Raw genomic sequence first — 21,231 nt, forward strand, 5'->3', positions numbered from 1 at the left:
CCTGCTGCCTTGTGCCGGAGGTCGCAGCTGGGAACCTGCGGCATTGAGGCCCTGACAGCGCTTTGCCATGCTCGCGCTGGATCTCTCACCGGCAAGGAAGCGCATGATGCGACAGGGTTCGCGAGGGTACGGCCTGGGGCTGGCATTGGTGCTGTTCCTGGTCGGCACGGCGTCGGCCGCCGAGTCCGTGACCCTGCCGGCGCTGGATTACATTCCCCTGGGCGTGGTGGGGCACGACAACAATGCTGCCTATCCCGATGCCCAGATGGAACAGCGGCTGCAATTGCTCGACCGCTACAACCTGCGCAGCTATCGCTCCGGCGAGTTCCTGCTGCTGGACCTGCCGCGTATGGATCGCCTGGTCGCCCTGGCCCGGCAATACCACATCACCCTGCGGCCGGTGATCACCCAGCAGCTGACCCAGGCCCAGGCCTACGCCCTGGCCAAGCGTTACGCCGGCGACATCAAGATCTGGGAAATCGGCAACGAACAGGATCATTCGCGCGTCGGCGCCGGCATCCGCATCAGTCGCCTGGTGGACATCTACCGTGGCATCCGCCGCGCCTCCGACGAACTGGGCGCGAATCTGCAAACCACCATCAACGTCATGGCCTGCAATCCCTACGACACCGGCCCCAAGGCGCGCTGCCCCGGCGAACGATCGGGCTCCCTGTGGTTTCTCGAGCAGGCCAAGGCCGCCGGCTTCGATTTCGACTTCATCAGCTTCCACTACTACCCGCACTACCACGACCGCGGGCGCTGGATGGATCTCTACCTGGGCCAGATGCGCGCCATGGCGGAGAAGTACCGCACCCAGGTGTTCTTCAACGAGGCCAACTGCGGCGAGATCTACAACGGCACCACCGATGGCGGTCGACCGGGCGACCTTGGTTGCTACGACAGCCTCGAACAGCTGCTGTCCGAGCTCAATGGCCGTTACCGCGACGTCGTACGCGAGATCAATCTCTACGAATTGCTCGACGAGCCCACCCATCCGGTGCTCCACGAGCGGCACTTCGGGCTGCTGTACGACCTGCAGCGACCCAAGCCTGTGATGGCGCTGGTGCGTCGTTATGCCGGGTCGCCCTAGGCGTCAGAAAGCGGACAAGTCTGACTTTTTGCTTGGGATGGACCATCGCCTGACCAGCCAGTCACCGACCAACGGTAGCGAAGGTGCCATCATCAGCGCCGTACATCTGGAAAAACCTAACGTTTACTGCGCTTTGTGATGGCACCGGTTTTTCTTGGTCCAGCGCTTGCACTAGTCTCCGCGGGTGCCGGGTAAACGATCTTCCCTGGCAGTTTTCCTGCTGTACCGAGGTGGGATGCACGGATCGAATCGCGCACCTCGGGCCTATCTGGTTCCGCTTCAATGACTATCCTTCGCTCTATCTCGCGTCGCCTGCCGCGTCAGGCGCTGCTGCTCCCTGCTTTGCTTACTACCGCTTCGCTCGCCACCTCGGCCCAGGCCGTCGACCTGGTCGGCCTCAACTTCTCCGGCGCGACCTTCGCCGCCCAAATACTGCCCGGCGTCAACGACCGCAATTACATCTTCCCGGCCGAGAGCCATTTCCAGCAGTGGAGCGCCAAGGGCGTGAAGCTGGTGCGCTTCCCCATCCTCTGGGAGCGTCTGCAACCGTCCATGGGGGTCAATCTCGATCCCACCTACGCGGCCCTGATCGATCGCACCCTGGGCTACGCCCAGAAGTACGGCGTCAAGGTCATCCTCGATCTGCACAACTACGCCCGCTACCAGGGCAAGGTCATCGGCGCGGGTGAAGTGCCCTACGAGGCCTTCCAGAACCTCATGACGCGGGTGGCGCAACGTTGGGGCACCCATCCGGCGCTCTATGGCTACGACATCATGAACGAGCCCCACGACGCCGTGAGCAACTGGCCGACCGCTGCCCAGTACGGCATCAACGGCGTGCGCGTGGCGGACTCCACCCATCCGATCTTCATCGAGGGCAACGGCTGGGCCGACACCAGCCGCTGGCCGCAGTGGAACGACGGCCTGCTCAAGCTGACCGACCCGGCCAACAATCTGATCTTCATGGCCCAGGCCTTCTTCGACACCACCCTGAACGTCGCGACCCTGGCGCCCAGCTATGGCGTCGACCGCCTCAAGCCCTTCGTCACCTGGCTCAAGGCCAACAACAAGCGCGGCTTCATCGGCGGCTTCGGCGTACCTGACACGGATGCGCGCTGGTTGCCCATTCTCGACAACATGCTGGCCTACCTGAAGCAGAACTGCATCCCGGCCACCTACTGGGCCGCCGGCCCCGGCTGGGCGAGCTACAACCAGGCGGTCGAGCCCATCAACGGCAAGGACCGACCGCAGTGGGCGGTGCTCGCCAAGTACCTGGACAAGGACAGCTGCAGCGGCATCGGCCCCCAGGTGACGCCAGCCGTCACCACGCCGGTCAAGACCGAGACCGCCACCGGCGGCGCGACTGCAGGCACCACCGGCGGTACGGGCGCCACTGCTGCTACCGGCAATGCCGGCACCACGACCGGCGCCACGCCTACCACCGGTACCGGCACTACCGCGGGCACCACGGGGACCGGCGCGAGCACGGGCGGCACCACGGCTACCACCGGAACCGCTGCCAACGCCACGACCTCGTCCAAGCTGACCACCGTCGAGCAGCTCTACCTGGCCTATTACGGTCGGGCGGCCGATGCCGGTGGCCTGAACTATTGGGCCTCGCGCCTGGCCAGTGACCTGAGTGTCGAGCAACTGGCGGCCACCTTCGCCGCCAATAGCGAATCCACCGCGCTCTACGGCTCCCTGAGCGGCGCGGCTCTGGTCAACAAGGTCTACCAGACCCTCTATGGCCGCAGCGCCGACAGCAGTGGCAGCGCCTACTGGACCAGCCGTCTGGCCAATGGTGTCACTTCGCGTGCCAACCTGCCGCTGGAGGTCATGCGCAGCAGCCTGGGCGACGACAAGACCGTCTTCGACCAAAAGGTGAATACGGCCCTGGCCCAAGGCGGTTCGACCACCACCCAACCGGTGCAGAACGCGGTCCAGCCGGCTCCCACCAGTACCGTCTCCTCGGCGCCGCTGACCGGCTATGCCAACATCCCGCTGGGGGTGGTGGGGCACGACAACAGCGATGCCTATCCAGATTCGGAGATGGAAGCCCGCCTGCAACTCCTGGCCGCACGCAACCTGCGGACCTATCGCTCCGGCGAGTACCTGGTGACCAACTTCGACCGCCTGGATCGGCTGGTAGCCCTGGCGCGCCAGTACAAGATCACCCTGCGGCCGGTGATCACCCACAAGCTGACCCAGGCCCAGGCCTATACCCTGGCCAAGCGCTACGCCAACGACATCAAGATCTGGGAGATCGGCAACGAGCAGGACTACACCAAGACCGGCGCCCAGGACCGCATCAACGTGCTGGTCGGCATCTACCGCGGCATCAAGCAGGCCTCGGACGAACTGGGCGCCAATCTCAAGACCACCATCAACGTCATGGCGTGCAACTCGGACGACAAGAGCAGCACCGCGCGCTGCCCGGGTGATCGCAATGGCGCCATGTGGTTCCTCGACCAGGCCAAGGCGTCGGGCTTCAACTTCGACTACGTGAGCTTCCACTACTACCCCTACTTCGACGACAAGGGCTATTGGATGGACATGTACCTGGGTCAGATGCGCGCCATGGCCACCAAGTACAACACCAAGGTGTTCTTCAACGAGATGAACTGCGGCAACGTCTACCAGGGCAACACCGACGGCGGTCGCGCCGGCGATCAGGCCTGCTACGACAGCGTCAAGCAGATGCTCACGGTGCTCAACACCAGCTACCGAGACGTGGTGGCCGAGATCAACGTCTACGAACTGCTCGATGAGCCGAACAACCCGGTGGTCCACGAGCAGCACTTCGGGATGATGTATGACCTCAAGCGGCCCAAGCCGATCTTCGAGATGGTGACCAGCTTCGCCAAGTAAGAGATTCCGGCGTCGATCGCACCGCCCCCACGGCCTGCCTGGCGTGGGGGCGGTGTTGTTTTGGGCGATCGGCGTGGGGCGGCCCTCACCCTAACCCTCTCCCGGAGGGAGAGGGGACTGATCGGTGTGAGTGGTTTGGTCGCGTGCCATGGTCTAGCCAGGGGCTCATGACTAAGCCTAAGGCTAAATGCCTTGGCTCGCGGTGGTACGCGCTAGCCCCCTCTCCTGGAGGGAGAGGGGGCTGATCCGTATGAGTGGGTTGGTCGCATGCCTTGGTCTAGCCAGGGGCTCTTGCCTAAGCCTAAGGCTAAATGCCTTGGCTCGCTGTGCTACGCGCTGGCCCCCTCTCCCTCAGGGAGAGGGTTGGGGTGAGGGTGATCGCCGGCAGCGGCCCTCACCCCCTTCTTCAACATCGCCCGCACCGCCTCCACGGCTTGTCTGGCGTGGGGGCGGTGTCGTTTTGGAGGGATTGGAGCGGGGCGGGCCCTAACCCTAGCCCTCTCCCGGAGGGATAGGGGACTGCTCCGTGTGAGTGGGTTGGTCGCGTGCTCTGGTCTAGCCAGGGGCTCATGGCTAAGTCTGAGGCTAAATGCCTCGGCTCGCGGCGGCACGCGCTGGCCCCCTCTCCCTCCGGGAGAGGGTTGGGGTGAGGGTAACGCCGGCAGTGGTCCTCACCCCTTCTTCAGCATCGCCCGCATCGCCGCCAGGGCGTCGTTGCCACGGGCGGCCTTCTGTTCCTGGGGGGCTTCCTCCAGGCCTTCCCACTGCAGGTCCTCGGGCGGTAGTTCATCGAGGAAGCGGCTGGGGGTGCAGTCGATCAGCTCGCCGTACTGCTTGCGCCGGGTGGCGTAGGTGAAGGCCAGGGTCTGGCGCGCGCGGGTGATGCCCACGTAGGCCAGGCGGCGCTCTTCCTCGATGGTGTCGGCCTCGATGCTGGAGCGGTGCGGCAGGATCTCTTCCTCCATGCCCATGATGAACACATAGGGGAATTCCAGGCCCTTGGAGGCGTGCAGGGTCATCATCTGCACCCCGTCGGCGCCTTCCTCTTCCTCCTGCTGGCGTTCGAGCATGTCGCGCAGGACCAGCTTGGCGATGGCGTCCTCGATGGTCATCTCGCCGTCTTCGTCTTTTTCCAGGATGTTTTTCAGCGCATCCAGCAGGAACCAGACGTTACCCATGCGGAAGTCGGCGACCTTGTCGGAGCTGGCGTTCTGGCGGATCCAGTTCTCGTAGTCGATATCCATCACCATGCTGCGCAGGGCGCCGATGGGATCCTCGCCGGCGCAATTCCGGCGCACCCCGTCCATCCAGCGCTTGAAGCGTGCCAGGCGCTCGGTGAAGCGGGCGTCCAAGTGTTCGCCGAGGCCGATCTCGTCGGCGGCGGCGTACATGGAGAGGTCGCGGCTGCCGGCATAGTTGCCCAGCTTTTCCAGGGTGGTGGAGCCGATCTCCCGGCGCGGTACGTTGATCACCCGCAGGAAGGCATTGTCGTCGTCCGGATTGACCAGCAGGCGCAGGTAGGACATCACGTCCTTGACCTCCTGGCGGGCGAAGAAGCTGGTGCCGCCGGAGAGCCGGTAGGGGATCTGGTGGTGCTGGAGCTTGAGCTCCATCAGCTTGGCCTGGTGGTTGCCGCGATAGAGGATGGCGAAGTCCGCGTAGGGCCGCTGGGTCTTGAGGTGCAGGGTGAGGATCTCCAGGGCGATGCGCTCGGCCTCGCCGTCCTCGTTCTTGCAGCGCAGCACCCGGATCGGATCGCCGTGGCCCATCTCGCTCCACAGCTGCTTCTCGAACACATGGGGATTGTTGGCGATGAGCACGTTGGCGCACTTGAGGATGCGGCTGGTGGAGCGGTAGTTCTGCTCCAGCATCACCACCTTCAGCGAAGGGAAGTCGTCCTTGAGCTGCATCAGGTTTTCCGGTCGCGCGCCGCGCCAGGCGTAGATCGACTGGTCGTCGTCGCCCACCACGGTGAACTGGGCGCGCTCCTGCACCAGCATCTTTACCAGCAGGTACTGGCTGGTGTTGGTGTCCTGATATTCGTCCACCAGCATGTAGCGGATGCGATTGCGCCAGCGTTCCAACACCTCGGGGTGATCCTGGAACAGCTTCACCGGCAGGAAGATGAGATCGTCGAAGTCGACCGCGTTGTAGGCCTTGAGGGTGCGCTGGTAGTGCAGGTAGACCACCGCGGCGGTCTGCTCCTTGGGCGTGCGCGCCTTTTCCAGGGCTTCTTCCGGCAGGATGAGGTCGTTCTTCCAGTTGCCGATGTAGTTCTTGATCTCGTCCAGGCCGTCGTCGCCCTGGTACTCCTTCTGCATGATGTCGGTGAGCAGCGCCTTGATGTCGCCCTCGTCGAAGATGGAGAAGCCCGGCTTGTAGCCCAGGTGCCCGTACTCGCGGCGGATGATGTTCAGCCCGAGGTTGTGGAAGGTGGAGACGGTCAGGCCGCGGCCTTCGCCGGCCTTGAGCAGGCTGGCCACCCGCGCCTTCATCTCCCGCGCCGCCTTGTTGGTGAAGGTCACGGCGCAGATGTACTGGGCGCGGATGCCGCACTGCTGCACCAGGTAGGCGATCTTGCGGGTGATGACGCTGGTCTTGCCGGAGCCGGCGCCGGCCAGCACCAGCAGGGGGCCGCTGATGTAGGCCACGGCTTCGGCCTGGCGGGGATTGAGCTTGGACATGGCGGACCGAGGGGTGACGCTGGGCGGTGAATTCTAGCAGTCACGGCCCGGGGACGGGGAGCGCGAGCCGCTGCCAACCACGGAGGATTAATGCCCTGCCGGCTGCAAAAGGGACCGATCGAGCGAGAGCGTTATCGACGAGCCTCGCTAGACTTCAGCCGTGCTGGGCGGCCCGGCGGTCGTCCCGAAAACTTCTGCCTTCCTTGGATGAGATACCCACCATGTCCCTATCCCGCGTGCTGTTGCTTTCCACCCTGTTCGGTTGCTCCGGCCTGGCCCTGGCCGCCGCCAATACCACGGAGCTGAGGCAAACGGGCGATGCGAACGACGGACGCGTCACTCAGAATGGCGATCGCCTGAGCGCCTCGATCACCCAGGAGGCCACGCAGAGCGCTGCCTGGATCGAGCAGCAGGGGTCCGACAACCAGGCCGTCCTCTATCAGATGAACCGCGATTCGCTGGCGGTCATCCGGCAGGAGGGGGCACTCAATACCGCCCGGATCTCCCAGCAGGGCTCTCTCGATTTCGACGGACAACTTTCCCAGGTCGGCAACGGCAATAGCGCGACGCTGGAACAGACGGGCGGCCCGAGCGGCGAGTATGTGTCGGCCGGTCTCATCCAGATCGGCAACGACAACCAGCTGACCGTCACCCAGCGCGGCTCCTCGGCGATCAATGTGAGCCAGGATGGCGATCGTAACGTCCAGACCCTGTCGGTCTCGGGCCGCCGCAACAACATCAGCAACGCGAGCCGCGGCAACGATAACCGCATCGACATCAGCCAGGACGGCGAGCTCCTCAGCGCGGGGGCGCAGCAGATCGGCGACAACAACCTGGTCACCATCGAGCAGACTGGCCAGGGTGTTTGGACGCCGGCCGGGCCGGACGGCATCCTGTACCCGGCCGCCTATGTCTACCAGAATGGCAACGCCAACCAGGTCGCGCTGACCCAGCGCGACGCCAACACGGCCTTTTTGACCCAGAACGGCAACGGCAACAGCATGACCGTCAATCAGCGTTGACCGGTCACGGCTTGGGTGGCGGCGCGACGAAGGTCAGCTGGCGCGGATAGCCGTACTTCTCGCCGGGCAGGGCCGGGCTGTCGAGGAACACCGCCATGCTGCGACCGAATTCGTTGACGTAGGTGACGGCATAGTCCTGGCCATCGGCCAGGCGGACGATGGCCCCGCTCTTGAACTCCTCGCGGTTGCGCTCGGTGACCGGGATGGAGACCCCGGCGGCCTTGCGATAGATGCCCTTGAGCCAGTCCTGGTTGGTGAAGTCGTTGATCGGGGTGTTGAAGCGCCCCGGCAGTCGCTGCAGATGGCGCCCGGTACCGGGGGCGTCGTCCACCGCCAGGCGCCGCGGATAACCTACGGTCTCGGCGTCCAGTGGTTCGCCCTCGACGAACACCGCAAGGTTGTTGCCCACCCGTTGGACGTCGGTGATGGCGCGCCACTGGCCATCGCCCAGTTGCGCCTGGCGGCCGCTGATGAAGCCCTCGACGTTGGCCGGCGTGGCGGGAATGGTGACGCCGGCTACCCGGCGTAGTACGCCGCGATCCCAATCCTCGTTGGTGAAGTCGTTGATCGAGCTGGAGAGCAGCGGCTGGGGAGCCGTGCTGGTGGCCGGCGGACTGGCTTTTTGGGCCTGGGCCAGCGGTACGGCGAGGCAGCAGGCGGACAGCAGCAGGGCGGGAAGGGCCAGGCGAGAGGGCATGGGGGTCATCCTTAACACGAGTTTCTTGTCGGTCCCGGACAGCGGGGAGTGGCCGATAGACCCTGGATGAGCCGGAGCGTTTGGCGCCTTGCGACGAAAATGGCAACTTTTTGCCCACTTGGCGCCGAACGGTGCCCGCTGCGCTACCCTGGGGCTTTCCCGCTGGAGTCAGCCCATGAATTCGACCCTCGCCCCCGTCCCCCTGGCCAAGGCCTATCGCCTGCTCAACCACGGCCCCACCGTGCTGGTCAGCGCCGCCCATGGCAGCCGGCGCAACGTCATGGCGGCGGCCTGGGCCATGGCGGTGGACTTCGAGCCCTGCAAGGTGGCGGTGGTGCTGGACAAGCAGACCTGGACCCGCGAGCTGCTGGAAGCCGAGGGCAGCTTCGTGCTCAATGTGCCCTGCGCAGCCCAGGTGGATCTGGTGCAGACGGTGGGCAACACCACCGGCCGCGAGCTGGACAAGTTCGCCGCCTACGGCATCGAGACCCTGGCTGGGGAGCAGGTCAGCGCCCCGCGGATCGCCGGCTGCGTGGCCTGGCTGGAGTGCCGGCTGCTGCCCGAGGCGCACAACCAGCAGGGCTACGATCTCTTCCTCGGCGAGGTGGTCGCCGCCCAGGCCGATACCCGGGTGTTTCGCGACGGCCACTGGGACTTCGCCGGCCAGGACGGGCTGCGCACCCTGCACCATGTGGCGGGCGGGCACTTCCTGGTGATTGGCGACGGCATCCAGGGGCGGATGCTTCAGCCGCTGGCGTGAAGCCGGACGCCGGGCGTCTACGGTCGTCGCCTCCCGCCTGCCCTTGATCGTCCGCCGGCCTGACAGCCGCGGGTTTCCGGCGTAAAGCAGAGCTTTTGGCCGGGAGGGCTCTGGTATGGGTACTTCACGACTGCTGGCGTTGGTCGCAGCCGGCGCACTCGGCCTGGGGGCGAGTGCGGCGGTATTCGGCGGCCCCTTGCGCGACTGGGTGCAGACCCAGCGGGCGGAACGCGCGGAGCGCGCCGACGTGGACGACCTGGAAGAGAACGCCGGCTCTGCCCGGCTGCAGGTACCGGCCGGGATCAAGGTGTGGTCCGACCAGGCCTATGGCGCCGATCGTCGACAGCGGCTGGATGTCTATGCCCAGCCCGGCCTGAGCGGCGCCCCGGTGGTGTTCATGGTGCATGGTGGGGCCTGGCGTACCGGCGACAAGACGATGCCGCGGGTGGTGCAGAACAAGCTCGACCACTGGGGACCCCGGGGGATCGTCTTCGTCTCGGTGAACTATCGACTGCTGCCGGAGGCGGACGTCCTCAGCCAGGCCGCCGACGTCGCGGCCGCCCTGGCCTTCGCCCAGCGCGAGGCCCCGCGCTGGGGCGGCGATCCGCGCCGCTTCGTGCTGATGGGGCATTCGGCGGGTGGCCAATTGATCGCGCTGCTGGCCGCCGCGCCTGCCCCCGGCCTGGCGCCGCCACTGGGCAGCGTGATCCTGGACAGTGCCGTCTTCGACGTCCCGGCGCTGATGCAGGATCGCCACCTGCCGCTCTACGACCAGGCCTTCGGCCAGGACCCGGCGTTCTGGCGGCGCACCTCGCCCCAGGCGCAGCTGCAGGCCGGGGTGCGACCGCTGCTACTGGTCTGCTCCAGCCGGCGCCGCGATGCCTGCCCGCAGGCCGACGGCTTCGCCCAGAGTGCCCAGGCGCTCGGCGGGCGCGCCAGTGTCCTGCCGTTGCCGCTCAAGCACAGCGAGATCAACGAGCAGCTCGGCCAGGAAGGTGCCTATACCCGTGCCGTGGATGCCTTCCTCGCCGGGCTGGACCCGGAGCTGGCCAGGCGCTTGCAGCCCTGAGTGATGGCCACCGCGCCCAGGGCGCCGTGGCCTGGTCCGCATGCTCAGACGCGGAAGCGCGCCACCATCCGCTGGAGATCGCCGCCCAGGCGGGCCAGTTCGTTGACCGAGGCGGCGGCATGGGCGTTGGCGGTGGCGGACTGCTCGGCCAGGCCGCTGACCTTGACCACGTTGCCGTTGATCTCCTCGGCCACCAGGCTCTGTTCTTCCACGGCGGTGGCGATCTGCTGGTTGAGGTTCTGGATCTCCGCCACCGTCTGGTAGATGGCGTCCAGGGCGCGCTCGGCGTCCTGGGCCAGGGTCACGGTGCCCAGGGTGCGCTCGCGGCTGGCCTGCATCCGCTCGCTGGCCGTCGTGGTGCCCTGCTGCAGGGCGGTGATGAGTTCACCGATCTCCTGGGTGGACTCCTGGGTACGCTGGGCGAGGGAGCGGACCTCGTCGGCCACCACGGCGAAGCCGCGGCCCTGCTCGCCTGCGCGGGCGGCTTCGATGGCGGCGTTGAGGGCCAGCAGGTTGGTCTGCTCGGCGATGGCCTTGATCACGTCGATGACGCTGCCGATGCGGCCGCTGGCGGCGTCCAGCTGCTCCATGGCGGCGCCCAGGCCCTGGACCTCCTCGGCGGCCAGGGTGATCTCCTGGGCGGCCCGCTTGACCGTGCGGCTGCCCTCGCGAGCCATGGCGTCGGCGTTGTGGGCGGCGCTCGAGGCGGTGGAGGTGTTCTGTGCCACGTTGTGCACCGTGGCGGCCATCTCGTTCATGGCGGTGGCCACCTGGTGCATCTCATCACGCTGCTGGGTGACGCCGCGGCTGGTCTGCACGCCGAAGGCGGACAGTTCGTCGGCCGCGCTGCTGAGCTGGCCCACGCCGGCGGCGATGCCACCGACCAGCTGGCGCAGGTCGTCGGCCATGGCCTGGGTGGTGCGTTGCAGTTCGCCCAGCTCGTCGCGCCGGCTCACCTCGCTGCGCTGGGTGAGATCGCCGGCGGCCACCCGCTTGAGCATGGCCATGGCGGTCGCCAACGGCTGGGTGATCTGCCGGGTGATGAGCCAGGCGGCGGCGATCCCGATCAGCAGGGCGACGAGGATGCTCAGGGCGAGTTGCAGCAACGCCGAGTCCCGCTCGGCGGCAGCGGACTTGAGCTGGCCGGCGCCCAGTTGGTCGAGCAACTGCAAGAGTTTCTTGCCCTGCTCCTGCAAGCTGGCCACGGCCGCATCGGCCTGGCGGTTCTGGGCGATGATGGATTCGACGAAGGCGCGATAGCGGGTGACGTCCTGGGTGGCGCTGTAGAGCCGCGCGGCGGTGTCGCCGTCGATCTGCGCCTGGGCATCGGCCACGGTCTTGAGCAACTCGTCGATGGCCTTGAGCGCCGCCTGGGACTTGCCGTCGTCGGGAGCGCCGAGGAAACGCCGGATCGCCAGGCGGATGCCGACCATCTGCGTCTTCATCTGGGCCACGGCCTTTAGGTCGGCGACGCTGTAGTCGCCGCCAGGGGTGAAGACGAGCTCGAACAACTCGTCGAAGGTCTTGGTGACATTGTCAGAGACCCGGGCCAGTTCGGTCTGGGCCTCGCTGCTGGTCTGCTTGGCCCTTTGCAGGGCGGCGAAACGCTCTTGGTAGACCTTGAGCTCCTGTTGGACGCTGGCGAGGATGGCGCGGTTGGTCGGGTTCGACAGCAGGGTGAGGCCGTGGGCGAGGTCTTCCGCCACCTCGGCCATGTCATCCTGCTGCTGCTTGACGTTGACCGCGCTGGGATCGAGCAGATAGGCCTTTTCGTCGACCCTGATGTTGAGAATGTCCGCCTTGAGTTCGCCGCTGTAGCGCGTCTTGTTGATGCGCTCGAGCAGCGTATTGGCGGTGAGATAGCCGAACAGGGCCACCACCAGCACCATGACCAGCAGGGCGCCGAAGCCCAGCGCCAGCTTCTTGGAAATACCGAGGTTGTTCAGCCAGGAGGCGTTGTGGGCGGACATCGTGACACCTGAAGGGATTCGGGAATGTCACTGTATCGGACGCTCGGCCGCGTTCTTGATAGGGGTACGCGGCCGGAGCGGACGTTCGGCCCCTGCAGGGGCCGACGGTCGATCAGGCGGTTTCCTGGCTGGCCAGAGGCACCGGCAGTTCCAGCTCCAGCACCGAGATCAGCGCATTCTGCTGGCGCTCGTTGAGCTGGCGGAAGCGGTGCAGCAGCAACTGCTCGTTGCCGCTGAGCAGATCGTCGTCCTGGTGGGACTCGCTCTGCTCCAGGACCCCGTCCTGCACCAGACTGCGTTCCAGCCAGGCGACGATCTCGGTGTTCATGCTGTGGCGATGGGTGCGGGCCACGGCGGCGATGCGTTCGCGCATGCCATCGGGCAGGCGGACGACGAACTTTTCCGTGGGGATTCCAGCGGGAGCGCGGTGGACGTAAGGCATGGCGAACCTCCAAAGACAAGGGGTGGCTGACGTCAAAGCGCCGACAACAGCAGTCGACCGGCGAAGAAAACCAGCACCAGGCCCATGGTTCTTTCGAACCAGTGGCCCAGGCGCAGGAAGGTTTGGCGCACGCGAGCGCTGGAGAACAGCAGGCTGACCAGGGCGAACCAGCCGGCGTTGACCGCGCACATCCACAGGCCGTACAGGCCCTGCACGGCCAGCGGCGTACTGCCACTGACCACGGTGGTGAAGATGGCCAGGAAGAACAGCGTGGCCTTGGGATTGGTGGCATTGGTCAGGAAGCCGGTGAGGAAGGCCTTGGCCGGGGACTGGTGCTCCAGATCGGCGGCCTGCCACTGGCTGTCGTCCAGCGGCGCGGCGGTGGGTTTGCTGCGGATGAGGTTGAAACCCAGCCAGAGGATGTAGGCACCGCCGAGCACCTTGGCGGCGTCCAGCAGCCAGGGCGTGGCGTGCATCAGGGCGCCGATGCCGAGCAGGGTATAGAGCACGTGCACCGAGATGCCGGCACCGATGCCCAGGGCGGTGCAGAGGCCGACCAGCCGGCCGAACCTCACGCTCTGGCGCACGGTGACGGCGAAGTCCGGCCCGGGGGCCAGGACGGCGAGGAAATGGATGGTCGCCAGGGCGAGGAATTCGCTCAGGTAAGGGGACATGTCAGCTCCAGTACGTCAGGGGCTCGGCCGCCCCGCGATAGCCGACGAAGCACGACAGTGACAGGCGCGGCTGGTCGTTGCCGGGCGTCACGGCGTGCATGCGCCGGGAATTGAACAGGATCAGATCGCCCGGTTCCGGGCGGATGGTCAGGCTCGGCGGACCGAGCAGGTCGGGCTCGATGCCGTAGCTGTCGCCGCGCAGGGCGTCGAAGTCGTCCGGCGCCAGCTCCTTGGCCCAGAGCTGCAATTCACCGCCCTGGCTGGGCATGGTCAGGTAGACGTTGCAGGCCAGCTGGGTCACCACGCTTTCGGCCTCGGCGCTACCGGGGGCGTCCTTGGCGAAGATGTCGTGGTGGGCGAGAAAGCGCACACCCGGCTTCACCACCCGCGAGAGCCCCACGTACATCTTGCGGCCCCAGAGCGTTTGCAGGCGGGCACCGGCCGGCCAGACCTCGTCGAGGACGCAGCGCACCAGGTCGATGGGATTGAGATAGGGGCGGCAGCGGCGGCGCAGCTCCTCCAGGTTATGGGCAACGCTGGCGAAGTAGTCGTCCATCTGCGCCCGCTGGTTTTCCGCCTCGTAGAACGCCATACCGATGCGCCCGATGCTGGGCGCGTTGGCGTAGGTGGCGAAGCCGTTGCCGAGGATCTGTTTGCCCAGGTCGTCGGCCAGGGGGCGGGGGACGAAACGCCGGATACGCACGGCCAGCAGGCGTTCATCGGCGAGACGGTTCAGACTCTCGGTGTCGAGAGCGTCGAGTTCGAGCAGCATGGCGCTTCCTTTCTGCGGGTGAGGGAGGCGGGTGATCAGGCGCCCGCCATGTCGTAGCTCACCAGCAGGCGCCCCTTCTTTTCCTTGAGTCCGAGCACGCTCAACTGACCGACGGTGCGCGTGGAACGCACATGGGTACCGCCGCAGGCGTAGCGCGCGACGTCTTCGCCGAAGCGCACCTGGCGCTGGCCAGCGGCGTCGACCTCGCTGTGCAGCGGCAGGTCCGCCTCCACCAGGGCATCGAAGTGCGCCTGCAGGGCCGCTCCGTCCAGCGGGCGGGGCTCCAGACCCGGCACGAATTCGATCTTGCCTTCGCCCGGCCAGTGATGGGCCTTGACCGGCTGCCAGCCATGGGTCTCGCCGATGTGGCCGATCAGATGGCCGGCCGAGTGCAGCCGCGCGTGCAGGCGGCGCCGCTGCTCATCGACCCGGGCCAATACCCGGCCCGGCTGCAACGGGCGGTTGACCTGGTGGAGGATGCGTTCGCCGTCCTGCACCACGCGCTGGACCTCGGCCGTGCCGATCCAGCCGGTATCGCTGGGTTGGCCACCGCCCTGGGGATGGAAGGGCGTGGCACGCAACTCGACGGCATACCCCTCCGCCGTGGCGGTACAGGCAAGGACCTCGACCTCGGCGATCAGGCTGTCGCTCAGGAAATACAGGCGCTCGGTCATTCGTCTTACTACTCTTGGAAAACGAGAAACGACCTCATTCTAAAGAGCGCTCGATAAGGTGATAATCCACCCTCCCTCCAAAGGAATTTTGCGCTGTGAGCATAAGTCTTCCCCTGCCGCTGCTCAGCGAAATGGCCATCTTCGTGCGGGTGGTGGAAAGCGGCAGCTTCTCCGCCGCGGCCCGACAGCTGGGGCTGACGCCTTCGTCCACCAGCCGCAGCGTGGCGCGCTTGGAGAAGGCCCTGGGCACCCGCTTGCTCAATCGCAGCACGCGCAAGCTGCGGCTGTCGGAGGCGGGGGAGGAGGTCTATCGGCGCTGCAGTGACATGGTCGGCGCCGCCCGGGCGGTGCTGGAGGTCAGTGGCCAGTTCAACCAGGCGCCGGCCGGCATCGTGCGGCTGTCGGTGCCCAAGGCGGTGGGCAGCACGGTGATCCATCCGCACATGGCCGACTTCCTGCGCCGCTATCCGGCGGTGGACGTGCAACTGATGCTGGAGGATCGCTATGTCGACCTGATCGACGACAATGTCGACCTGGCCATCCGCATCACCGACCGCCCGCCGCCCGGGCTGGTCGGACGCCAGTTGCTCACCATCGAGCATCAACTTTGCGCCACGCCGCAGTACCTGGCCGAGCACGGCAGCCCGGCGCACCCGCGCGACCTGGCCCAGCACAGCTGCATCTACCTGGGCGAGGAGCCGGCCGATTCACGCTGGAAATTCCGCCAGGGCGCCAAGGTGGTCCACGTCAACGTCCGCGGGCGCTACGCCGCCAACCACACCGGGGTGCGGCTGGATGCGGTGCTGAGCCATATCGGCATCGGCAGCCTGCCATTCTTCACCGCCCAGGCCGCGTTGGCCCGGGGCGAGATCGTCCAGGTGCTGCCGGACTGGACCTTCCTGCCGCACTACTATGGTGGCGCCTGGCTGCTCTATCCGGCGACCCGCCATCTGCCGCCCAAGCTCAAGGTGTTCATCGACTTTCTCGTCGAACGGCTGAGCGACCAGGCGTTACGCCAGGGGCGCGGTGCGGCCGCCTTGCCCGAGCAGCGCTTTCAGGAGCTCACCATAGGCAGCTAGTCATTCCGGCTTTTCGTGAGACTTTTCACAACTTCTGTGACGACGCAGCCTATTAGGTGAAACGATTCACCTAACGTTTCTTTCACCCGCTTGCGGCGGTTTTTCTTGCGCCATGCTCACCACGCCCGCCAGCGCGGGTCGTGCAGGTCGCCACCGCGATCCTGGCCCTGGCAGAACAAGAAAGGATTTCCCCATGCTCGCTTCCTCACCCTCGCTCGCCGTACCCGTGGCGGCCACCCCGCGCAAGGGGCTGGTCGTGCTCATCGCTGTGATCGCCGCCCTGGGCGGTCTGCTGTTCGGCTACGACACCGGCATCATCGGCGTCGCCCTGCTCGGTCTCGGCCGGGAATTCGCCATGGACGACACCGTCAAGCAACTGGTGACCGGTGCCATCATCTTCGGCGCCCTGTTCGGTTGCCTCGGCACCGGCCCGATCTCCGACCGTCTCGGCCGGCGCAAGACCATCATCGGCGTAGCCCTGGTGTTCGCCCTGGGCTCGGTGCTCTCGGCGCTGTCGCCCAACGTCACCCTGCTGATCCTGTCGCGCTTCCTGCTCGGCCTGTCGGCTGGTAGCTCCACCCAGATCATCCCGGTGTACATCGCCGAGGTGGCGCCGCCGGAGCATCGCGGCAAGCTGGTGGTGCTGTTCCAGTTCATGGTGGTGTTCGGCATCACCGTGGCCTATTTCACCGGCTTCGCCCTGGACGAGCACTGGCGCTGGATGTTCGGCCTCGGCCTGGTGCCGGCGCTGATCCTGCTGGCCGGCATGGCGGTGCTGCCGGAAAGCCCGCGCTGGCTACTGGTCAAGGGCCGCGAAAAAGACGCCCTGGCGGTGCTGGAGCGGGTACGCGGCGGCGCTGCCGCGGCCCAGGCCGAGCTGACCGAGATCAAGACCGTGAGCAACGCGCCGGAAGGCAGCTGGAGCGACCTGTTCTCGCCCTGGGTACGGCCAGCCCTGCTGGTGGGCGCGGGGATCGCCATGTTCTCGCAGATCACCGGCAACAACGCCCTGATCTACTACGCCCCGACCATCCTCACCCAGGCCGGCTTCTCCGACCAGACCGCGGTGCTGGCCACCGGTTGCAGCACCATCCTGGTGGTGATCATGACCGTGGTCGGCAGCTTCCTGGTGGATCGCATAGGTCGCCGTCGCTACCTGCTGACGCTGATTCCCGGCTCCATCATCGCCCTGGCGATCATGGGCTATCTGTTCCAGGGCGCCGGTCCCCAGACCGAGGTCGAGCGCTGGACGGTGGTGGCCTGTCTGGCCGCCTACCTGATGCTCAACTGCGGCGGTTTCGGCGTCTGCATCTGGCTGATCAACGCCGAGGTCTATCCGCTGTTCGTGCGCGGCAAGGGTGCCAGCGTCGGCGCCTTCAGCCACTGGGGCTTCGACCTACTAGTGACCCTCACCACCCTGAGCCTGGTGACCCAGCTGGGCGCCGCCCACACCTTCTGGCTCTATGCCGGGATTTCCCTGGTGGCGCTGCTGTTCATCTGGCGCCTGGTGCCGGAAACCAAGGGCAAGAGCCTGGAGCAGATCGAGCACGACCTGCGCGAGCGGCGCTTCTTTCCCTATCAGCGGAAGGGCTGAACGCCAGCTCCGGTGCTAGGGTCGCAACAGGAGCGGAGATAGATCTTCGCTCCTGTTCGCCTGTGCCGGAGTCCTGCCATGCGCCCCCTGACCCTCGACCTCGATCTGCTGGCTGCCGCCCTCGACAGCCGGGAGCGAGGTACCCACTTCCTCGATCTCGACAGCGGCGCCCTGCGCCTGCTCGATCCGGACGACCTCAGTCTGGAAGAACGCGAGGAATTGGAAGATCCCGAACGCTACCTGCCGCTACCGCGCCTGACCCAGGAGGATCGCCTGGAACTGCGCGAGGCCTTCCTGCACCAGCTGCGCCATCCCCACGCCCAGCCGCTGCTGCGTGCCGCTCTGGAAAGCCGGCGACCGCTCCGTACCTTCGACTACGAACTGGACCTTTTCCCCTCGGTACGCGAGGCCTGGGAGGCCTTCGCGCTGAATCGGCTCAAGGAAGAGTTGCTCGCGCTGCTGGACGAGGCCGGCCTGGAAGCCCTGCCGGCGGACGGGCGTATGCCGCTGCCGGATGATGTACCGGAGGGGATCAGGCGACGGTTGGAGAAGGGGCAGGGGCGCTGAGCCGCACCCCGGTGTGAGATCACCGAGGCGCGCCTTTATAGATCGTCGCCCAGAGGCCCGTGCAGCCCTAGTCGTGCCCGTGCCGATAGAGCTTCAGCTCCACCATCAGGTCGTCGGTGAGGGTTTCCAGGTGGGCCTGGAGGGCTTCCAGTTCGAGGTCGGCCGGTAGCGCGAGCAGGGCGGTGGCATGGAATAGCAGCTCGCTGCTCATGGGCGCCGGACGCGTTTCGGTGGATAGCCGTTCGACGTTGACGCCGACCTGGTGCAGCGCCCGGGTGATGTCGCGGACGATGCCGACGCGGTCGTTGCCCAGCAGTTCGAGCTGGACCAGCGGCGCGCCCACCGGAGCCGGTTGGCCCGGTTCGCCCACCAGGATGCGCAGCCCTGGGATGGCCAGCTGTTGCAGTGCTTCCACCAGGCCATTGCGCAACTCCGGCTCCACTTCCACCGAGAGGATGCCGGCGAACTGGCCGGCCAGGTGGGCCATGCGACTTTCCAGCCAGTTGCCGCCCTGGGCGGCCACGCAGTCGGCCAGGGCTTCCACCAGACCAGGGCGATCGGGGGCGATGACGGTCAGGACCAGGTGTTCCATGGCGGGCTCCAGGGCAGTCAGAGAGAACCCCGAGTCTAGCCCGCCCTGGAGTGCTGGCCTACTGGATGTCCTCGGGTTTGACGATCACCCAGTTCTTGTCCGCGTTCACTGCCACACCGTTCTTGGCCTGGCCCTCGGCGTTGCTCTTCATCATCGCCTCGATCTGGGTGCGGTACTTGGGCTTGCGGTCGACCCACAGGTGGACACCGCCCTTGCTGCCGTCCACGCCCTGGAACAGCATGGGGCCGTCGCTGACCGGGGTGTCACCGGCCACCAGGATGGGTTTCTTCCAGGGATCTATGTAGGTGAGGATGGCCGCGTACTTGCCGGCGAACCAGGTGGCCGGGGTCCACAGGTAGGGGGTGACCTGCAGTTTCAGGTTTGCCTGGGGATCGTACTTGCCTTCGGCGATCTGCTTGCGGGCGGTGGTCAGGGCGCCGGTGGCGGGGTCCTTGAGCAGAGTGGTGACGCCGATGACGTTCTCCGGCTTCACGCCGTAGCCATAGCGGGGATCGGACGCCACCATGCGTACCAGTTCCTCGTGGGCGGCGCTGATCACATAGACCTCGATGCCGTTCTCCATCAGCTTGTGATAGAGCTCCTGCTGGCCGGTGAAGGGCTTGGGCGGATTGATCTGCACCGTCTCGACCTTGTCGTCCTTGCCGTAGTAGGTGGCGGGGATCGGCTTGTCGTAGGCCATCAGCTCGTCGACGTAGCCCTTGAGCTGCTGCAGGGTGAAGCCGGAGAACACCTGGGCGACCCAGGGATAGCAGACCAGGTCGTCGATCTCGCACAGCCGGTAGTAGTAGCTGTTGAGGCTTTCCTTGTGGCCGCCGACGTCCTTGAAGGGGATCAGCTTGAGCGAGGGGTCGAGGGTGTCGCGGGTCAGCACGCCCTTCATTTCCAGGAAGGGCAGCAGGGACTCTTCCAGGTCGTAGCGATAGCTGGTGTTGTCCATGTCGAACACCGCGTAGTTGCCTTTGTTGGCGTTGGCGGCGATCAGGGCGTCGAGCTGGCGGGCGGCCTCGGCGGGCCAGTGGGTCAGCTCGGTGGCGGCAGCGGTGAGGCTGAGCAGACCACCGGCCAAGCCGGCGAGAAGGCGGGGAAGGGTGAGCATCGGCGGACTCCGGCACGGCGACCGCGGTATGCGGTCATCTGGTCTAGACCATAACAAAAGGTCATGACAGTTCGATGCACGGAGCGACCTGGGTAGGCGCAAGAGCGGCATCACCTGCCGCTCTGCGACAAGCCTATCAGGCGGTGGCGGTCTTGAAGCGCGGCTCGGTGTTGCCCTTGAACAGGGTCAGGGTCGCGACCAGGCCGAGCACGGCGGCCACGGTCAACCACATGCCGGGAGCGGCCTTGTTGCCGGTCTCCTGGATCAGCCAGGTGCAGACCATCGGGGTGAAGCCGCCGAAGGTCGCGGTGGCCAGGCTGTAGGCCAGGGAGAAACCGGTGGTACGCACATGGGCCGGCATCACCTCGGTCAGGGCCACCACCATGCCGCCGTTGTAGGTGCCATAGAGGAAGGACAGCCACAGCTCGACCATCAGCAGACGGGAGAAGCCCGGGGCGTTGGTCAGCCAGATCATCGCCGGGTAGGCGGTGACGATGGCCAGCACGGTGGCGAAGATCAGCAGCGGGCGACGGCCGACACGATCGCTCAGGGCGCCCATCACCGGCAGCCAGATGAAGTTGGAGATGCCCACACAGGCGGTGACGATCAGGCTGTCCAGATCGGTCAGGTGCAGCTCGTGCCTGCCGAAGGTCGGAGTGTAGGCGGTGATCAGGTAGAAGGAAGCGGTGGTCATGGAGACCATGGCCACACCCGCCAGCACCACGCCGAAGTTCTGGCCGATGGAGGTCATGGTTTCGCCGAAGGTCGGACGATGCTTGCGTGCCTCGAACTCCGGGCTCTCTTCCAGGGAACGACGGATGATGAACAGGAAGGGCACGATCAGGCAGCCGATCAGGAAGGGGATGCGCCAGCCCCATTCACCCATCTCGGCGGGCGACAGCCAGTGGTTGAGCAGGGCGCCCAGCACGCCGGCGAAGACCACCGCCACCTGTTGGCTGGCGGACTGCCAGGAAACGAAGAAGCCCTTGCGACCGGGCGTGGCGATCTCCGACAGGTAGACGGACACGCCGCCCAGCTCGACACCGGCGGAGAAGCCTTGCAGCAGGCGGCCGAGCAGCACCAGCAGTGGCGCAGCGACGCCCAGGGTGGCATAGCCAGGCACCACGGCGATCAGCAGGGTACCCAGGGCCATCAGCGCCAGGGTCACGATCAGGCCATGACGACGGCCATGCTTGTCGATGTAGGCACCGAGGAAGATGGCACCCAGCGGACGCATCAGGAAGCCGGCGCCGAAGGTGGCCAGCGACAGCATCAGGGAGGCGATTTCGTTGTCGCCGGGGAAGAACGTCTTGGCGATGGCGGTAGCGTAGAAGCCATACACCATGAAGTCGTACATTTCGAGGAAGTTTCCGCTGACGACGCGGAATACGGATTTGGCTTTCGACGTGGTGGCCATGACTGCTAGCTCGGATTGGGTTTGTTATGGAGACAGCTCGCGCGAGGCGCCCGAACCTCTGGGGGTGGGTCGCACTGTTTGTAACCTTATGTGTTGCAAAAGCGCGCTGGCAAGCTGAATCCGACCGGAACCCGCTAATTTCC

General features: G+C 66.2%; 18 protein-coding genes. 8 read left to right on the forward strand and 10 right to left on the reverse strand.

Annotation, left to right across the window (positions count from 1 at the left end):
- Nucleotides 1-103: 103 nt before the first annotated feature.
- Together QZ471_RS08005 and QZ471_RS08010 are read left to right on the forward strand one after the other, a co-directional pair.
- Nucleotides 104-1,090 carry a glycosyl hydrolase 53 family protein gene (locus tag QZ471_RS08005; RefSeq protein WP_295462473.1) on the forward strand — a complete coding sequence of 329 codons (987 nt, stop codon included), beginning with the start codon at nucleotides 104-106 and terminating at the stop codon, nucleotides 1,088-1,090.
- A gap of 282 nt (nucleotides 1,091-1,372) precedes the next feature.
- Nucleotides 1,373-3,958: a cellulase family glycosylhydrolase gene (locus tag QZ471_RS08010; RefSeq protein WP_295462475.1), complete on the forward strand. Its 2,586-nt coding sequence runs from the start codon at nucleotides 1,373-1,375 to the stop codon at nucleotides 3,956-3,958.
- A 671-nt stretch (nucleotides 3,959-4,629) separates the two neighbouring features.
- Here QZ471_RS08010 and rep read toward each other — a convergent pair.
- On the reverse strand, nucleotides 4,630-6,642 hold the full coding sequence (gene rep / locus QZ471_RS08015) for a DNA helicase Rep (RefSeq protein WP_295462477.1): 2,013 nt from the start codon (nucleotides 6,640-6,642) through the stop codon (nucleotides 4,630-4,632).
- Nucleotides 6,643-6,863: 221 nt separating this feature from the next.
- On the opposite strand from rep, the gene QZ471_RS08020 reads away from it, so the two are divergent.
- Entirely contained in the window at nucleotides 6,864-7,664 is an 801-nt protein-coding gene (locus QZ471_RS08020; RefSeq protein WP_295462479.1) for a hypothetical protein, read from the forward strand.
- A 4-nt stretch (nucleotides 7,665-7,668) separates the two neighbouring features.
- Here QZ471_RS08020 and QZ471_RS08025 read toward each other — a convergent pair whose 3' ends face one another.
- The gene (locus QZ471_RS08025) at nucleotides 7,669-8,361 is read right to left on the reverse strand and encodes a hypothetical protein (protein WP_295462481.1); all 693 of its coding nucleotides are present in this window, start codon (nucleotides 8,359-8,361) and stop codon (nucleotides 7,669-7,671) included.
- Between the two features lie 175 nt (nucleotides 8,362-8,536).
- On the opposite strand from QZ471_RS08025, the gene QZ471_RS08030 reads away from it, so the two are divergent.
- Together QZ471_RS08030 and QZ471_RS08035 are read left to right on the forward strand one after the other, a co-directional pair.
- On the forward strand, nucleotides 8,537-9,121 hold the full coding sequence (locus QZ471_RS08030; RefSeq protein ID WP_295462483.1) for a flavin reductase family protein: 585 nt from the start codon (nucleotides 8,537-8,539) through the stop codon (nucleotides 9,119-9,121).
- A 115-nt stretch (nucleotides 9,122-9,236) separates the two neighbouring features.
- Nucleotides 9,237-10,190, forward strand: coding sequence for an alpha/beta hydrolase (locus QZ471_RS08035; RefSeq protein ID WP_295462485.1), 954 nt, complete (start codon nucleotides 9,237-9,239; stop codon nucleotides 10,188-10,190).
- A 44-nt stretch (nucleotides 10,191-10,234) separates the two neighbouring features.
- On the opposite strand, the gene QZ471_RS08040 is transcribed toward QZ471_RS08035, so the two are convergent.
- From QZ471_RS08040 to QZ471_RS08060, 5 genes are all read right to left on the reverse strand, one after another.
- Nucleotides 10,235-12,160: a methyl-accepting chemotaxis protein gene (locus QZ471_RS08040; RefSeq protein ID WP_295462487.1), complete on the reverse strand. Its 1,926-nt coding sequence runs from the start codon at nucleotides 12,158-12,160 to the stop codon at nucleotides 10,235-10,237.
- Nucleotides 12,161-12,272: 112 nt separating this feature from the next.
- Nucleotides 12,273-12,602, reverse strand: a complete 330-nt coding sequence (locus QZ471_RS08045; RefSeq protein ID WP_295462489.1) for an Arc family DNA-binding protein — start codon at nucleotides 12,600-12,602, stop codon at nucleotides 12,273-12,275.
- A 32-nt stretch (nucleotides 12,603-12,634) separates the two neighbouring features.
- Nucleotides 12,635-13,276 (reverse strand): LysE family transporter, encoded by a 642-nt coding sequence (locus tag QZ471_RS08050; protein WP_295462491.1) that lies wholly within the window; start codon nucleotides 13,274-13,276, stop codon nucleotides 12,635-12,637.
- A 1-nt stretch (nucleotide 13,277) separates the two neighbouring features.
- Entirely contained in the window at nucleotides 13,278-14,048 is a 771-nt protein-coding gene (locus QZ471_RS08055; RefSeq protein ID WP_295462493.1) for a 2OG-Fe(II) oxygenase, read from the reverse strand.
- A 35-nt stretch (nucleotides 14,049-14,083) separates the two neighbouring features.
- The gene (locus tag QZ471_RS08060; RefSeq protein WP_295462496.1) at nucleotides 14,084-14,722 is read right to left on the reverse strand and encodes an alanyl-tRNA editing protein; all 639 of its coding nucleotides are present in this window, start codon (nucleotides 14,720-14,722) and stop codon (nucleotides 14,084-14,086) included.
- Between the two features lie 95 nt (nucleotides 14,723-14,817).
- Between QZ471_RS08060 and QZ471_RS08065 the strand changes: the two genes are divergently transcribed.
- The 3 genes from QZ471_RS08065 to QZ471_RS08075 all read left to right on the forward strand — a co-directional run bounded on the left by QZ471_RS08065 (nucleotide 14,818) and on the right by QZ471_RS08075 (nucleotide 17,962).
- A complete protein-coding gene (locus QZ471_RS08065) occupies nucleotides 14,818-15,801 on the forward strand; it encodes a LysR family transcriptional regulator (RefSeq protein WP_295462498.1) in 984 nt (327 codons plus the stop codon).
- A 193-nt stretch (nucleotides 15,802-15,994) separates the two neighbouring features.
- Nucleotides 15,995-17,395, forward strand: coding sequence for a sugar porter family MFS transporter (locus tag QZ471_RS08070; protein WP_295462500.1), 1,401 nt, complete (start codon nucleotides 15,995-15,997; stop codon nucleotides 17,393-17,395).
- A 78-nt stretch (nucleotides 17,396-17,473) separates the two neighbouring features.
- A complete protein-coding gene (locus QZ471_RS08075) occupies nucleotides 17,474-17,962 on the forward strand; it encodes a UPF0158 family protein (protein ID WP_295462502.1) in 489 nt (162 codons plus the stop codon).
- A 67-nt stretch (nucleotides 17,963-18,029) separates the two neighbouring features.
- Here the strand turns inward: QZ471_RS08075 and QZ471_RS08080 are convergent, their stop codons facing one another.
- From QZ471_RS08080 to QZ471_RS08090, 3 genes are all read right to left on the reverse strand, one after another.
- The gene (locus tag QZ471_RS08080; protein WP_295462504.1) at nucleotides 18,030-18,554 is read right to left on the reverse strand and encodes an ACT domain-containing protein; all 525 of its coding nucleotides are present in this window, start codon (nucleotides 18,552-18,554) and stop codon (nucleotides 18,030-18,032) included.
- 58 nt (nucleotides 18,555-18,612) lie between these two features.
- Nucleotides 18,613-19,671 carry a haloacid dehalogenase-like hydrolase gene (locus QZ471_RS08085; protein ID WP_295462506.1) on the reverse strand — a complete coding sequence of 353 codons (1,059 nt, stop codon included), beginning with the start codon at nucleotides 19,669-19,671 and terminating at the stop codon, nucleotides 18,613-18,615.
- A gap of 136 nt (nucleotides 19,672-19,807) precedes the next feature.
- Entirely contained in the window at nucleotides 19,808-21,088 is a 1,281-nt protein-coding gene (locus QZ471_RS08090; RefSeq protein ID WP_295462507.1) for an MFS transporter, read from the reverse strand.
- Nucleotides 21,089-21,231 lie beyond the last annotated feature (143 nt).

Source organism: uncultured Pseudomonas sp. (assembly GCF_913774235.1).
Taxonomy (GTDB): domain Bacteria; phylum Pseudomonadota; class Gammaproteobacteria; order Pseudomonadales; family Pseudomonadaceae; genus Chryseomonas.